At 62.8% G+C, this 14820-nt stretch carries 13 protein-coding genes; 6 read left to right on the top strand and 7 right to left on the bottom strand.

All coding sequences use genetic code 11. The annotated features are described in order from the left end of the window. The first annotated feature begins 249 nt into the window (after positions 1–249). Positions 250–1689, top strand: a complete 1440-nt coding sequence (locus ACFXHA_RS10660) for a hypothetical protein (RefSeq protein ID WP_379355246.1) — start codon at positions 250–252, stop codon at positions 1687–1689. Positions 1690–1757: 68 nt separating this feature from the next. Here the strand turns inward: ACFXHA_RS10660 and ACFXHA_RS10655 are convergent, their stop codons facing one another. Both ACFXHA_RS10655 and ACFXHA_RS10650 read right to left on the bottom strand, forming a co-directional pair. Continuing rightward, positions 1758–2186, bottom strand: coding sequence for a hypothetical protein (locus ACFXHA_RS10655; protein WP_379355244.1), 429 nt, complete (start codon positions 2184–2186; stop codon positions 1758–1760). 191 nt (positions 2187–2377) lie between these two features. Beyond that, positions 2378–3316: a DUF6301 family protein gene (locus ACFXHA_RS10650; RefSeq protein WP_379355242.1), complete on the bottom strand. Its 939-nt coding sequence runs from the start codon at positions 3314–3316 to the stop codon at positions 2378–2380. A 239-nt stretch (positions 3317–3555) separates the two neighbouring features. Between ACFXHA_RS10650 and ACFXHA_RS10645 the strand changes: the two genes are divergently transcribed. After that, positions 3556–4914, top strand: a complete 1359-nt coding sequence (locus ACFXHA_RS10645) for a 2OG-Fe(II) oxygenase (protein WP_379355240.1) — start codon at positions 3556–3558, stop codon at positions 4912–4914. Positions 4915–5210: 296 nt separating this feature from the next. Here ACFXHA_RS10645 and ACFXHA_RS10640 read toward each other — a convergent pair whose 3' ends face one another. Next, the gene (locus ACFXHA_RS10640; protein ID WP_379355238.1) at positions 5211–5669 is read right to left on the bottom strand and encodes a hypothetical protein; all 459 of its coding nucleotides are present in this window, start codon (positions 5667–5669) and stop codon (positions 5211–5213) included. Positions 5670–6049: 380 nt separating this feature from the next. Then, the gene (locus ACFXHA_RS10635) at positions 6050–6523 is read right to left on the bottom strand and encodes a hypothetical protein (protein ID WP_379355236.1); all 474 of its coding nucleotides are present in this window, start codon (positions 6521–6523) and stop codon (positions 6050–6052) included. A 424-nt stretch (positions 6524–6947) separates the two neighbouring features. On the opposite strand from ACFXHA_RS10635, the gene ACFXHA_RS10630 reads away from it, so the two are divergent. Beyond that, entirely contained in the window at positions 6948–7424 is a 477-nt protein-coding gene (locus ACFXHA_RS10630; RefSeq protein WP_379355234.1) for a DUF4279 domain-containing protein, read from the top strand. Positions 7425–7724: 300 nt separating this feature from the next. On the opposite strand, the gene ACFXHA_RS10625 is transcribed toward ACFXHA_RS10630, so the two are convergent. Continuing rightward, entirely contained in the window at positions 7725–8744 is a 1020-nt protein-coding gene (locus tag ACFXHA_RS10625) for an alpha/beta hydrolase (RefSeq protein WP_379355232.1), read from the bottom strand. Between the two features lie 821 nt (positions 8745–9565). On the opposite strand from ACFXHA_RS10625, the gene ACFXHA_RS10620 reads away from it, so the two are divergent. After that, positions 9566–10054 carry an FBP domain-containing protein gene (locus ACFXHA_RS10620; protein WP_379355230.1) on the top strand — a complete coding sequence of 163 codons (489 nt, stop codon included), beginning with the start codon at positions 9566–9568 and terminating at the stop codon, positions 10052–10054. 626 nt (positions 10055–10680) lie between these two features. On the opposite strand, the gene ACFXHA_RS10615 is transcribed toward ACFXHA_RS10620, so the two are convergent. Then, a complete protein-coding gene (locus ACFXHA_RS10615) occupies positions 10681–11241 on the bottom strand; it encodes a TetR/AcrR family transcriptional regulator (protein ID WP_379355228.1) in 561 nt (186 codons plus the stop codon). 38 nt (positions 11242–11279) lie between these two features. Between ACFXHA_RS10615 and ACFXHA_RS10610 the strand changes: the two genes are divergently transcribed. Both ACFXHA_RS10610 and ACFXHA_RS10605 read left to right on the top strand, forming a co-directional pair. After that, positions 11280–12320 carry an epoxide hydrolase family protein gene (locus ACFXHA_RS10610; protein ID WP_379355226.1) on the top strand — a complete coding sequence of 347 codons (1041 nt, stop codon included), beginning with the start codon at positions 11280–11282 and terminating at the stop codon, positions 12318–12320. Positions 12321–12515: 195 nt separating this feature from the next. Further along, entirely contained in the window at positions 12516–13019 is a 504-nt protein-coding gene (locus tag ACFXHA_RS10605) for a hypothetical protein (RefSeq protein WP_379355224.1), read from the top strand. Positions 13020–13049: 30 nt separating this feature from the next. Here the strand turns inward: ACFXHA_RS10605 and ACFXHA_RS10600 are convergent, their stop codons facing one another. Further along, positions 13050–14771, bottom strand: coding sequence for a hypothetical protein (locus tag ACFXHA_RS10600; RefSeq protein WP_379355222.1), 1722 nt, complete (start codon positions 14769–14771; stop codon positions 13050–13052). Positions 14772–14820: the final 49 nt, after the last annotated feature.

The following is a 14820-nucleotide window of genomic DNA, read 5'->3' as shown; positions in this document are numbered from 1 at the left end:
CACTCGAAGGCGTTGAGCCCCCGAAATCGCCACGCCAACTGGGGGATACAGCGCAGCTGCCGCGGCGCACAGCAGTGGTTGGGTGACATCGGGTCGCAGCAAGTCCCTGGCGCCTCGGTCGGGGGAACTCGAGTTGATCATGTAAGTTTCGGTGTTCGCATTACTTGTTTGGAGCGTGGCATGGGGATTGGCGACGGGTGGCGGGGTCAGCGGAGCGGGGCACGCGGCGCACCGGAGATGTGGCCGAGTGTGGCCGCAGAATCGTGGCAGTGGTTCGCCGAGGAACTGACGTGGCTGCTCTTCACGATGCCGTCCTCCGGATGGGTGGCGTTGGACGGCAACGGCATTCGGTATGCCCGGTTCGGCTGGGGGCGCGACGGTTTTCGATGTGAACTGGTCAGTGGCTCGCGTCAGTTCTCTCCCCAAGGCTGCGACTTCCTCCGGGCGAACGGATGGACGGCCCCGGCGGCCGATCACCCCGAGACCTGGGTGCAGGACTTGTCGTGGCCGATCCGATACGACGCATACAGCGGCCTGGTGAACGCGGTGGCGGCGGTGCTCCGCAGCGAATTCGGGTTGGGGCTCGCCGTCGAAACCGCAGCCGTGGGCTGGGTCGATGGTTCCGATGAAGAGCTCGACACCGGCGGACTCGCGGGCTTGCTCAATCGCGAAGACCTGAACGAGCAAGGGCCGCAGCGAATCAGCGAGTTTCTCCAGGCCCGCCGCGAAGACATCGCCGCCAAGGTCGCGTTCGCGAGGCAGACGCACGAAGCACGCATGGACGTAGCCCTGCGCTACTGCACCCACCAGGGGTACACGGTGCTGTCCGGCGGTGACAACACCTGGCCGGTGCGCGACCGGACCGCCGACGTCATCGCCCTCGCCGAACCCGATTTGCTGGTGGTGATCGATGTCTACCTCGACATCGAGTCGATGGCGGACTATCCGACGTTGCAGGTGGATGCCGACGAGATGGAATACGACCAACTGTTCGCCCTGGTCGAGGCTGATCCCGAGCTTGCCGCACGACGGCCCGACGTGCAGGAAGCCGTGGCGTCGGGCCGAATTCAGGTTCAGTACGTGCGCATGATCGTCGACGAAGACTGGGACTGCCAGGTAGCGACGTATCCGCCCGCTTCCGCCGCCGGCGAGTCGCAGACGTCGGAAGGGCCGTGGTATCCGCTGCTGAAGCCCGCCGATTGGGAACACCGCCACCGGATCACCCACTGGGCCACCACGGCGGGCACCGTCCCGATCATCGTGCTTGCCGTCGACACCGACTCCGGCTACCAGGTAGAGGGTTTCGGCGAGGACGTCGACAGCAATGCAATGCTGGCCGAAGCGATGGCGAATCTTGCTGCCCTGGAATACGACTGGGAGGTGTCGGAGCTCCACAGCCTCCCTATCGCCACCTCCTCCGGTGAAGACTTCTCGGCCGAGAAGGTGCTCGACCCGCAGCACATGCTCCGTGCCCATCAAGCCTTGGGCACGGACAAACTCTTGGTCGCCGTCCCCCGTCGAACCTGCCTGATGGCAGTCCCTTACAACCTCGAGCCGCAACAGCTCATGCTCTTCCAGCATCTGGTCCGGGCCACCTACGACGACGATTCCTACGGCCACGCCCCCATCACGAGTGGCGCCTACATCGTCGAAAACGGTCGCGCGAGGAGCTTCTTCGCGGACTTGTAATGCCGCACGGCACAGCCGACCGAATCGGCCGGCTGTGCCATAGCAGCCCATCTCGCAACGGATCTCACTTACTTGAAGGGTCCCGGCAATGGACCGAAGCCCCCGTTGCCCCTGGCGACTCCACAAACCTGCCATCGCCCGTGTTGCTCGGTGACGAAGGCAATATCCAGATCCGTCAGCCCGGTGTAGAACCCGAGCACACGGACCGAATCTCCAGCGGGAGCAGATGCGCTGAACTTGTCAGGCGTCGGCTTATAGAACCCGTCGAACGCGGTGCGAACCTGCTCATCGCTCCGGACAGTCATCTGCTCTGCCAGACCGCCACAGGCAAGCCGCCGCAGCGCGACGACATCGCCGGCATCGGCAGCCTTTATATGGTCCCGAACAGCTTGCTCGGGGCTATCGGCAGCTTGCGACGAATCAATTGAACAACCGCTCACGATCGTCATGCCGGCAAGAGCCAGAGCAGTAACAACGCGCACAGCTCCGCCTTTCATTCGCTCGTCCTCTGAGAAACCCCTAGCTCACAGTAATCGTCCTGTACCGCCGCTGACCGCGCTGACCGAACATCCCGACGCGGGAGCCGGTCAGCCGCGGTAGCGCTGCGGCACAAGACCGTCCGATCACGCCGGGTTTGGTGCGTTGGGGTACCCGCTGGAATCTGGCAGACCTTTTCCGCATGCCGCCGTTATGCGATGCAGAGGTCACCCAGGTACGGTATGCGGCGGTCATGCCTGTAAGACCACGCCAGCACCCTCAGTTCCGACGGTCTCGGAATCAGTGCGACTGACCGCCCGACGCTGAGCTCGTCCTGCAGGACGCTGCTTGCGTGCTCGGCCATGGCTTTGTACTCAGCGAATGGGGCGCCCATGCTTGCCGAGCACAAGAGTTCTGTCTCGCTTCCTGGCGAGTCCGATGCCGCCGCGCATCTCAGCCCGAATCGCGCCATATTGAATTGAATATGCCTGCGACCGGGAGTGGCGAACATGAGAATATTACCGGCCGACATTCTGAAAAGAACTGCTGCCAGCGCCCTTTCGAAGTCACCCCACTCGCCCGGCCGGACATGTGTCTCCAGCTGAGCGGGCTCAACGTCGTCGCCGTCGATGACGGTGTCAGTCGCACGACGTGCCTCTGACGCTCTGAACCAGACGGGATCGTGCAGCGAGACAGAGACTGTCTCAACATCCTCTGTCAGCTCGATCACTACTCCAGGCGTTTCCCACACGAAGTTCGGCCAGCCAACCTCTGAGTCCCATCCTCGTCCAGATGTGGGCTCACCCAGTATCATTGACAGACGCTCACCGAATTCGCGGAATCTGTTGTCGAGGAAAGAAATAAGGCCGGGCTCTCCGATCTCCCCATCGTCCATGACGGCAATCCAAATCCAAGTTATGGCTCGATCGGAATCCTCGAGTCCAGTGCCGTGTTCTGAGTCGAAATACGCAAAAGCTTCCGGGTGCTCCACCGAAATGTTGGTAACCAATGTCGCAGCCGAAGAGTCAGCTTTGGCGATCCGCCACCCTAGTACATCGCAGAACCGCTGAATGTCGCCAGCGGTCCACGTCCAGTCGAATTCGGCTGCAGCACTCGCGATCCGGTCAGTTCCGTCATAGTCAGCGCGCACAGTCGGATCATATTGCGCGAACCGCGCTGATTGATCCGGCCGGACGGTCGGCTCCGAAACGCGCTGGGCCCGAGCGTCTCCGACCTCCGAACGGATGGGCGTCCGCTAGACAACGCTGGCGTTGAACCGGTTTGGGGGTTCTTGCAAATCTCGATACCCGATGTTCGCGGCATCGGGGCCGGATCGTCGGTGGGCTTTGGGAGGATGCCCACGAACGTTGCCGAACACGGGAGAAGTGCATGACAGACCAGACCCTGCGGATGATCGGCGAGCTCATGGGGTCGGTACCGCTGGCAGGTTCATTTGCCGCGCGTCGGACGGCCTTGGCGGAGAACCTGGCAATCGAGGTGGACGGGGTGGGGCCGATCCGGTTTCCGGTGACGTCGACTCAGGCGCGGGAGCTGTGCGAGGTCGCGCAGCCTGCGCGATACGGCCTGCGCGAGCAGACCCTGTTGGACGCGAATGTGCGTGACACATGGGAGGTTCCGCGGGACCGTGTGACCGTCGACGAGCGACGCTGGCGCGAGACATTGCAGCCGATGCTGGACGTGCTGCGGGCGGAGCTGAGTTTGGCGCCGGACTGTGAGTTGTCGGCGGAGCTGCATTCGATGCTGGTGTACGAGCCGGGGCAGTTCTTTCAACGCCATCAGGATTCGGAGAAGGCCGACGGAATGATCGGCACGTTAGTGGTGACACTTCCTTCGACGTTCACCGGCGGGGAGCTGGTGATCGAGCAACTGGGGAAGACGATCACCGACCAGGGGTCGCCGCAAGAGCTGTCCTTCGTCGCGTTCTACGGCGACTGCGCGCACGAGGTGCTGCCGGTTACCGATGGTTTCCGGATCACGCTGACCTACAACCTGGTGGCGCACGGGCGTACCGGACCAGACTCCGCTAGGTTCGCCACGCATCCGTCGGTTGCGTTGTTGGCCGAGCAATTACGCGAACATTTCACCACGACGATGGAATCGTCTAACCGGCCTTCTCGGGGCGAGCAGGGCGGACGCGTTGATCGACTCGTCTACCTGCTGGATCATCAGTATTCCCGGCAGGGATTCGGGTGGGAGCGGCTCAAGGGCGGCGATGCTGCCAGGACTGGGATGATGGTCGCCGCAGCGGAACTCGCGGGCTACGACGCGTTGCTGGCCCTCGCTGAGGTCGAGGATTCTTACGAGGAGGACGATTACACCGCATCCATGTTGATCCATCGTCAGCGTTGGGAGCGTATCGACGACGGGTGGAAATGCGTCGAAAGCTCCGAGCCGGAGTTCGACGACGACGGGGATTTGATCGACCCTGTCCCTGACGACCCCGAGAGCATTCCTGTACAGGCCAGCCTGCCGTTGACACCGGACTCGGACGAACTCGGCGAGCTGCTGTCATCAACCATCACCTTGACGTGGCTGATCGACCAGTCAGGGGCATCGGGTGAGCCCGCCGTGCGAGAGGTCGTGAGGGAAGGAGAGTGGTGCACGCCCGAGGCGAAGGCGACGCTCGAGCCCTTCGCGTCGGAAATCGAGGGCTATATGGGCAACGAAGGAAACACCGCCAACTTCTGGTACCGACGCGCGGCGATCGTCATCCGACCCCGTCAATAAAAGGACCGGCAAGCACTCCCAGGTCTGGCTGATTGGAGATCCGCCGGCATCGACCATGCAACCGAGACACTGTAATGCCGCGTGGCGCGCGGTCCGCGGCGGCCAGCGCGACCTAGCTGAAGATCAACGGCCCCGGGGCATCTCGGGGCCGTCGCCGTGTCCATTACTGCCGATTACAGGATTTCGAGGCCTCAGACCAGCCGCGCGGGCCGGACCGCGGAGTCCCGCTTGTGGAATCGGTTCCGCTCGAGACGCCAATCCATCAGCCCCACTATCGAGCCGTGGTGGAATCAGTCTTAGGTCTCGAACCTGGACCGCAGGCTCTGCCAGAGCATCCGGTAGCAAGCACCGGCGGGGCCCCGGAAGTAACTTCTGTCGGACTTCGGCAACCACGCGAGCAAGCTTCGTCGAAGCTTGCTCGAGATTGTCGGATTGAGGCGTTCGTCATCGACGTCATAGACGTCGAACCAGACCAGGAAGTCTGGTACGTCAGGTGCGACGGCAGCGACGCGCGCCCGGAAGTCTTCCTCGATTCGCGGTGCCCACAGCCAGCCACGGCTGATGATGATGGAGTCGTACGACAGGCCGAACACGATCCACGGGCAGTTGCTGGATTTGTTATTTTCGCGGCAGTAGGTCTTAACCTCGCCCTCGAGTTCGTGCTCGAAGAAGTCGTCGAGCGCCAGTTTGGCAGCGTCGGCTTGCTCGCGGTTTCTAAGATACAGGCGGAACTGGACATCGAGGTTCACTGACACGGACAGAAGGCTAGTCGCGTGACCAGCTCATCGAGTACGCCGGGACGGGCTCAGCTGGTTCCCTCCAGCTGATCTTGCTGCACATGATCGCCAATACCTGCCATCATACTTGGCAAGTGGACATCCGGCGCGAATCGCGCTCGACAGACAGATCGGCGTACGGTCGGACAGTCAAAATATGGTGCCCGGCGATGCCAGCTAACTGCTGAAACAATGCGCTGTATTGCCGAGTCCTGGATGCTCGACGAGCATGCGTTCTGGTCGTAAACATCGAGAAGACTTGTACCCCAGTGCATTCTGGTGATGGATGAGCGGGTGTGAGTGTCCGGAAATGCCGCATGCCGCGCTGTCGGGAGCGGTCAGCACGGCACGTCGGAAGATCAACTGGCAGTGGGAGTCTGAGCCCTGCGGGCATCCGCGCGCTCCCCTTTGCAATTGTCGAGGTGTACGGCGGACAGGTAGTGCGTGCTTTGGAGGTCGACGTCCGCGGGCAGTAGGAGCTTGCAGTCTGGCGGGCTGAGAGCCTCGGCCAGTTCGTGGATCGGGTAGCCGAAGAGGTCGTAGTCGCCGAAGGCGACCGGAACATCGGCGGCCCGGTCCATGCCGTACTCCCGCTCGATGATCAAGTGTCCCAAAGTCTGCTCAGCGCACGCGGTGCAAGAGTAGGCCGTGACCAGAATGCCGTGGTGGACGAAGAAGAAGGTCCAGTGCGTTCCGCACATCCACCCGCCGACACGAATGTCCGCCAACGTTGAAGCCGTCCACTGCGCCGAATGCTCGGTCATGCCGAATCGCAGGACGCCTGCGTCCGCCGGGAGGACAAGCCCGGTGCTGGGCAGCAATCGAAAGGTCACTCGAATAGTCTGCCTGCTCAGGTGCTTCGGACCAGCGAACTGCGGCCGAACCAACGTCCGCATACGCCGCTGATCGAACTGGCTCGAGGTGAACTCGGGCCGCTGCAGTGTGCGGTCATGCCGAGTGCCGAGTGGCACAAAAGCAGGACAAATCGGGCCAAACCCCTCCAGAATGTGCGACTCGGCGACGAAATATCGTCCGTTGCTGGCGATTGCGATGCTGGTGTCGGCGGGAGGCGTGGGGGTCGGCCGGATGCCGGAGCGTCCTAGTCTGCCGCGGACCGCGCTGACCGGGTCGGCCAGCGCCGCACTCCGGAAGACCAACGGGCCGAGATCGTCTCGAGCGCCCGCAGTGTCCGGAATTGCCGATGAGCGGTCGAATTCGTTGGGCTGAAATGTCCTGCTGTGGTCGAATCTCCCAGTGATGAAGGTTCGCCAGTACTGCTACTTCGCTGTGGAGACCACCATGACGTCAGCGTCCATGATGACCGCATTTCTGGGGATCGAGCCAGATGTTGCACACACCAAAGGCGATCTCACGGCGAGTGGCCGAGCCCGAGGCTTGAACGTTTGGAAGATCGTCGAGGAGACGAATGATCCGATCGATGACCAGATTGGGCGGTTGATCGACAGGTTGGCACCGTGCCGCCCGCAACTCGTCAAATGGGCTGAGGACCAAGATATCTCGTCGAGGCTGCAGATCGTTCGCTACTACCACGATCCCGATGGCAGCCACGGTGCGCCGGGTGGAACGCCGATCGAGGAGGCCCGGAAGTGGCCACGTCCTCTTGGGTGGCATCTCTCCGTCGAGGTCCTGCAGTTCTTGTCCTCCACCTCAACGGACCTCGATGTAGACGAATACGACCTCAGTCTCGATGAAGTCGGTTCGAACGAGATCTAGCGAGTCGCCTCGGCCGGCCGAGCCCACTCGACCGAACGCACTGAACTGCCGCGAGGCGCGCTGATCGAACCGGCCAGCGCGACGGGGTCGAAGATCAAGTGGCGGTGTCGGTCTGAGGGCGGCCGAGCGTCCTGCATTGCCGATGAGCGTTTATCGGAGCAGGTCCGCGGAGGTGGTGCCGTGTTCGTTGTACTCGAGCGACACCACGTGGCGAGCTCTGCGGGTTCGCGGGTCTGAACATGGAGACGAGAACCATAGTAGAAACCGCGAATGATATTGCGCGCCTGACCAATTGGTGTCTCAGGACTCAATCCCCGTACCCTGGGCCAGCAGTGGCCAAGAGTCGTGCAGCGCCTGCTGCCAGTAGACCCAGCGGTGCGTGCCGGTCGGGTCGAAGTGGTAGGTAGCCGGAATGCCGAGCGTGTCCAGCTTGTCCTCGAGGCTATGCGTGCAAATGTTCGTCGTAGCTTCGATGACGCTGCCGAGGAAAAGGGGGACGATACCGCCTGACTCGGTGTCCGTGCTCTGGTAGTACTGCACGTCCGACGGAGTTGGAAGACCGCTGCCGCTGGAGATGTAAAGGTTCGTGCCGCGCAGCTTCTCGGCGTTGATGATCGGATCGTTGGTTACCCAGGCCGGATCATCGTCCGGGCCGTACATGTTCACGACGTTGCCACCGGCCCAGGTCTCCACGGCGAGCTTCATGGCCCGCTTACCGAGCGGGCTGGCGGTCTCCGCGCAGCCGCTGTAGGCGGCGACCGACTTGAACAGACCGGGTTTCGCCTCTGCCAACTGCAGGACCGAGGTGCCGGAGGTGGAGAACCCCGCCAGCGAGTTCAGCCCGGTCGAGCCGAGCGTTGCGTCCAGGATGGGTGGTAGCTCCTCGGTGAAGAAGGTCTTCCACTTGTTCAGGCCGAGGCGGGGATCCTGCTTGTACCAATCGGTGTAGTAGCTGCCTCGGCCGCCGATCGGCAGAATGACATTGACCTGTTTGTCGGCGAGGAAGGACAACGCGTCCGACGCAGCTTGCCAGCTCGCGGTGCCTTCACCGGCGTCGAGGCCGCTGACCAGATATGCGTTCCCGGCGGGTTTTGATTCGTCGACTGGGCGTTGCACGTCGACGGTGATGTCCTTGCCCATCGCCGCTGAATACACTTTCAGATGCCAGGTGCGCCCGTCCTTGACGAGTGAGCTTAGGCCGGAGGGCTTTTCCGGTTCCGCCGCCGCTGTACTGCCGAGCATCGTAAGTGCCAGTACAGCAGCGAGCGCGCACACGCCGGTCCGGAGAACGGTCGCGCCGCGTAGTGCAGAGAGATTCATCGAGCAGTCAATTCCGATCCATGGGTCGCCGTCGGTTACGTCCTCGAGGTGACTTCCAGCCCACAGACCGGCCCCATCCCCCGAAACGCTATGTCTTCAGACCAGCCGACAGCGTTACACGACAACTCCGAGCAACACAGCCGCTAGAAGGCTGACTTCAGTGAACGCAAGTGCGCGGTACCCGAACCGGCCAGGCGTGGTCCCGCGAAAGATCAACGGCCCGAGGCGACTCGGGCCGTTGCGATGTCCGCTTCTGCCGAATGCCGAGTGGCACAAAAAACAGGACAAACCGGGCCAAACCCCTCCAGAATGTGCCACTCGGCGACGAAATATCGTCCGTTGCTGGCGATTACGATGCTGGTGTCGGCGGGGAGGGGTGGGGGTCGGCCGGATGCCGGAGCGTCCTAGTCTGCCGCATGTCGCGCTGGTCGAATCGGCTGGCGCGACGCAACCGAAGATCAACTGGCTGTGCCGATTCGATGCCGACCGAACGAACCCTCATGCCGATGATCGCGTCCGGGGAGGAGTCCGGGATCCCTGACCGCATCCGTGTGGTAATTCTGTTGAACCTATGATGCCTAGGTTTTACTCTACGAGTCATAGGAAGGAGGTCCGAAGTTGCCTCGGAACGCCATGCGTCCACACAGATTCGGAGGGATCCGGCGGAGTATGCCGGTGCCACCGCGCTGTTGCTCTTCGCCCACCCGCGCTCCGCCGCCGACTCCTGAACGCGCGCATTCTTCGTGAGTTCCCTCGGCCCTTGATCCAGCTCAATCGAGCCGAGATATCGCTATGCCCAAACGATCCCGAAGGACCCCCTCATGGAACCAATCACCGAACGAGAGATCAGATCCTCATTCGTCAACTGCTCCAAGGGCGACGCTCAACGACTTCACACCCCACGCAACCTCGCCTTCCAACCCTGGGACGATCTGGACTTCCTGGGCTGGGCCGATCCATCATTCCCGGGCCGCTGCTACGCCGTTGTCCCGCAAGCTGATCGAATCATCGGCATCGCCATGCGATACGAACTCGGAGGGTCGGGCCGAGCGCAGATGTGCAGCATCTGCCTGACTACTCACACCGGTAACGCAGTCTCCTTGATGACCGCGGCCAAGACCGGCGAGTCCGGGCGGCGAGGCAATACGATCGGCACCTACATGTGTACTGACCTTGCCTGTTCGTTGTACGCACGCAACATCAAGCGTCCGTCGATGGGTGTCCGGTATCGCGAAGACCTCACCGCCGAGCAAAAGGCGGAGAGGGTGTACACCAATTTCACGGCCTTCATCACCCGGCTATCCAGCTGACCGGCGCAGCCCATGGCACCCACACAGTGTTCGCACGGAAATGCCGCGGATCGCTCGGTTGCGGCGACACGGAGTGGCCGATGCGCGATCGGCCTGCGGCGGTACATGATCGTGGGATGCCGAATGGAGCGTCGGGCGATGGGCAGTTTCGGTTCATCGTTGAGGGGGCCTTCGATCTGAGGAGTCGTGGGACGTCTGTGATCGGGCATATCGAGGCGGGCCAGGTAGGTATCGGTGACCGGCTTCGTGTTGTGCGGGTCGATGGTGAGCCCGGTCCCGTGGCTGAATGCACGGGGGTAGGTCGGGTATGGGTTGCGCGTGGAGAACCTGGGCAACCTGTTCCGGTGGCCCTGCTTCTTTCCGGTCTGCAGGTGTCGGAGATTCGGGAGGGCGACGTCCTGGTCCTCGACCTCGTCATCGAGTAACTGCGCTGACCGCGCTGATCGAATCGGACAGGGCCCCGCGGTTGCGAAAGATCAGCTGGCTGTGGCGATCCGGTGCTCGGCGGGATGCGCCGTTTTGTCGATGTGCGCGCCGCATCTGCGCTGCTGTGGTGCTGGATCTGCTCCCAAGGAATGGCCGGGTTCCGTCGGCGTCAGTGCGGCGGCCGGGTGTCGGAACCTCTCTTACCCGTCTGCGAGGCGTTGGATGGTGGCGCTGAGCCAAGTCTGGAGTTCAGTGGGGTCGCCGAGTTCTGAACGGAGGACCCGTCGGCGAGTTGATACGCCCAGTACGAAGGCGTCGATCGCTGCGGCTCGGGCTCGGGCGTCGAGGTCGTTCAGGCCGCTGTCGCGTAGGTAGTGGTACAGCGGCTGCAGTGAGTTGGTGTCGAGGAATGCGGCGAGTGCCTCTGCGGCTTCCGGGCGTTCGCCGGATGCGCGTTGCAGTACGAGCAGTGGATCTTCTTCGGGCGCGGCGGACCAGCGCTCGATGATGCTGGCGGCGAGGCGGGAACCTAGTTCGGAGCGGTCGCCGTCGAAGGAGTTCGAGACTGGGATTTCCACCTGCGTCGCCGCTAGGAAGACGCCTTCCTTGCCGCCGAAGTAGCGGGTGATGAGGTTGGGGGACACACCGGCCGCATCGGCGACGCCCTTGACTGTGGTTGCCGCGTAGCCGTTCTGCGCGAACTGGCGCTGCGCGTGCTCCAGAATGCGCTGTTTGGTGGCGGCCGCGTTGCGCAAAGTCATGTGTATCAGCATACACATGGATGTGTACGCTGATACACATGATCGATGATCTACGGGAACGACTCCGGCGGACGCGACGCGTCACGACGCCGTGGAGTGCCGACGAGAAGCGGGGAATCACCGGGACTCGCCTCGACGAACTGCTCGAACGTTGGGTGGACGGCTACGACTGGAGCGTGCACGAGCGTCGCATCGCCGAGTTGCCTTGGGTAACAGTGCAGGCGGGCGATACCGAGCTGCGGGTGATCCACCGGCGGTCCGGGCATCCCGGCGCCCCGGTTGTCGTACTACTGCACGGCTGGCCCGACTCCGTGCTGCGGTTCGAGCGTGTCCTGCCGTTGCTCGCGGAGATGAACGTGGTGGTTCCCGCGCTGCCGGGCTTCCCGTTCGCGGTACCGCTCGAAGGTCCGGGCATGTCGGTCAACCGGATCGCCGAGATCGTCGCGGACGCACTGGCCGAGCTCGGGTACGCGCGTTACACGGTATCCGGCGGCGACGTCGGTGGCACCGTCGCGGAAATCCTTGCGGCACAACACCCGGACCGGGTTGCTGCCCTGCACCTCACCAACATCGCCCCACTCCGTGCACTCACGGCGGATCGCGCGATGCTCGCGCCCGACGCGGTGGCCTACCTCGACCGGGCGGCGCACTGGTTCCGAACGGAGGGAGGATACATCGCCGAACAGTCGACGCGGCCGAACACTCTCGCTGTCGCGCTAGGCGACTCACCGGCGGGCCTCGCGGCCTGGATTGTCGAGAAACTGGAGTCCTGGTCCGACGATTCGGCTTTCACCGAGGATGAACTGCTCACCTGGGTCACCGCCTACTGGGTCACCGGCACGATCGGCACCTCGTTCGCCACCTACGTCGAACCGGCCACCCTCCCCGGTCGGATCGATACGCCGACAGTGCTTTCCGTCTTCCCCCGCGACATCAAACCGGAGCCCCGAAGCTATGCCGAGGCGTTCCTGAACATCTGCGATTACGTGGAACACGGTGCGGGCGGCCACTTCGCGGCATGGGAACAGCCCGAGGAGTACGCGGCCGACCTACGCCGAGCGGTCAAGCTGGGCGAGTGAAATGTGAACGCACGCACGTGACTGGATCATGGTGCGGCGGATACCATCCGGCTCGGAGTGCCGCAGGTAGCGGTGCTTGTCGTTGGGGGGATTGTGATGGTACGGGTGTGGCTGGGACTGCGGAGCCGCTCAGATGTGCTCGGTGGGATGCAGCGTAGGCGCAGAGTGGATCCGCGAACCAAACGCGGTGTCCTCTTGGTCGTTTTGGCGCTGGTAGCGGCGGTCGGCTGCTCTGCATTTTCGGGTTCGTCGATCCATTTCATTCCACCGTCGAAATATGATGGCGCGAAGTTGTGCGATCGCTACCGAACGTTTCTGCGGAACTCGCTCTCGATCACCGACGCCGAGGCGGAGACGCTCACTTTCGAGAAGGACGGCACAGTCGGCTGGTCGGCCATCTGCAACGGCCGCCACGCCGGCCTCAGCTTGATCGGCGCACTCCAGGTAAACAACCCGCGGATAGACGACGGCAAAATCGACGGGATACCCACCGACGACCCGGCGGTTCCCGGCTTCGAAGGTAAGGCGTGGGTGGGAGCCCCCTTGCCGTATTGGACGGAAGTTCATGTCCAGGACGGATTTTGGAGTGCGGAAATGCGATTCGTGAAGGAGAGCCCCGACCAGGAGCTATTGAAGCCCGCTGACGTCCAGGCGGTCACCACGTTCCTGATTCAGGTCGCACACGACCTCAAAGGCTGATCGATCGGTTCTGCTGAACTACGTGTGCCGCTAGCGTTGTTGTGGCGTGCAGTCGTATTTGGCGGGGCCCCAGTTGTTCTGGATGAAGTCGGCCGGGCGGTATGGCGCCTGGATCAGGGTTGCGCGGTCGGGAATGGTCACGCACAGGCTGGGGCCGGCGGGGCCCTCGGGGGAGTATTCGGTGGCGAAGGCGCGCGACATGCCGTCGATCGGCTCTCGCAGTGCCGCGCAAGCACTTTCGTCGGTGTCGGCGCGGCCGTAGCACTGGAACCAGTTGAGCGCCGAAGTGGTCGACAAGTAGGGCGATTTCACATGGTAGATGACACCGAGCAGGTTGAACGTATCGGTGTGGAAGCCACCCTCGAGGGTGAGGAACATCAGCGGGCTGTTGCCGTGGCCCTCTCGGCGGATGTTGTCGTAGTACTCCTTGACCCCGATCGGGCCGTCGGTGACGTCGGCGAGGCCATTGGGCTGGGGCGTGATCAGGTAGCCGTTGGGCACCGGGATGTCGAAGTCGGCGGTCTGCAGCTGGATCGGGATATCGGCGGTGGTGTAGGAGAATCCGGACATTCCGACGATCGAGCTCACCTTGGGCAGGGGATTACCGTCGAATCCCTTCCCGAGGCCCTGCCAGAAGCCGTAACTGGTGATCCCGCCCGATCCGAAGGACTGACCCCAGAGATTGACGTGGTCGAGGTCCATCAGGTCGGCCCACGGGTTGAGTTGGTTGTCGCCGTCCGGCGCGTAGGCGGGGTTGAAGCGCTGCAGTCGCGGTATCTCGCCCTTCGCTAGATTGCCGAGCTCGTCGCCGTTCAGGTCGACGATCGGCGTGATCGGGGCCCGGTTGAGCCAGCGGATGAAGTCCTGCACGTCGCGGGCCGAGCCGGGGAAGTTCAGGTGTGGGTTCTTCAGTTGCGGCAGATAGACATCGGCGATCGTCCCGCCGGTCCCGGCAGCATTGCCCGAGTAGGCGAGTGAGATCCCGATGAAGCCTTTTCGCACCGCGCTCAGGGTGTATCTGTTGACGTCGGCCTGCTTTTCGGCCGCACCCGGGAGCATGACGGTGACCGGATACTTCGCTGCCGAGTCCTCGGCGCCTTCCGGGAAGAAGATCTTCGCGCCGAGCTTGATCCCTCGATTGTTGACCATCTGGAACTTCTTGACGGTTCCGAGTTTGAACACCTGGCTGGAGTCGGTGCCCGGCACACACACGCCGTCCGTGTTCTCGAACAGGACATCAGCATTGGGTTGGACGCACGGATAGCGGAACTTCGCTTCTTGCGCCGCAGGGTTCTCGTAGTCGTCCTCGAGGACCGCGTCGCTGACATTGTTGGTGAAGTTGCCGTCATGGCTCCAGTTCGGAATGTATGCCGGGTTGTCCGGGGCTGCCAGCCCGAGGGGCGGCAAATGCAGTATCCCGTCGATAATCTTCTGCGCCGCAACCAATTGCCGCTGCGGGGCATCGGGACCCGACCAGGTCTCCGGTTGCAGGAGATCCTGGAACGGCAAACCCGCATTGGCCAGATTGACGAAGGCGGCCGACCGCAGGAAGTAGTCCAACGCGCCCGGCATCGACAGGTCGTGCTCGGTGCCGGTCAACAATTGCAAGACTTCGGCGAACGGGTACATGGGGTCAGCAGGCTGCGGTGCTGGATAGGGTTCTGCGGCAGCGGGATTCACTCCGCCGAACGCCAACAACGCCATCACTGCGGCGATGACCATCCGGGTGAACACGCGGCGCATACTCGTCATAGAGATTCCCCTGCCGATCCGAATCACATGCGTTCGTTGATCGACTCTA

The organism is Nocardia sp. NPDC059240 (assembly GCF_042753865.1).
GTDB lineage: Bacteria > Actinomycetota > Actinomycetes > Mycobacteriales > Mycobacteriaceae > Nocardia.
This window is presented reverse-complemented; position numbering and strand designations above follow the sequence as displayed.

What these genes read in the sequence shown, in the direction of transcription:
- ACFXHA_RS10655 (WP_379355244.1), bottom strand. Translation starts at nt 2,186, where the DNA reads ATGAAAGGCGGAGCTGTGCGCGTTGTTACTGCTCTGGCTCTTGCCGGC.
- ACFXHA_RS10645 (WP_379355240.1), top strand. Translation starts at nt 3,556, where the DNA reads ATGACAGACCAGACCCTGCGGATGATCGGCGAGCTCATGGGGTCGGTA.
- ACFXHA_RS10630 (WP_379355234.1), top strand. Translation starts at nt 6,948, where the DNA reads ATGAAGGTTCGCCAGTACTGCTACTTCGCTGTGGAGACCACCATGACG.
- ACFXHA_RS10625 (WP_379355232.1), bottom strand. Translation starts at nt 8,744, where the DNA reads ATGAATCTCTCTGCACTACGCGGCGCGACCGTTCTCCGGACCGGCGTG.
- ACFXHA_RS10620 (WP_379355230.1), top strand. Translation starts at nt 9,566, where the DNA reads ATGGAACCAATCACCGAACGAGAGATCAGATCCTCATTCGTCAACTGC.
- ACFXHA_RS10615 (WP_379355228.1), bottom strand. Translation starts at nt 11,241, where the DNA reads ATGACTTTGCGCAACGCGGCCGCCACCAAACAGCGCATTCTGGAGCAC.
- ACFXHA_RS10610 (WP_379355226.1), top strand. Translation starts at nt 11,280, where the DNA reads ATGATCGATGATCTACGGGAACGACTCCGGCGGACGCGACGCGTCACG.
- ACFXHA_RS10600 (WP_379355222.1), bottom strand. Translation starts at nt 14,771, where the DNA reads ATGACGAGTATGCGCCGCGTGTTCACCCGGATGGTCATCGCCGCAGTG.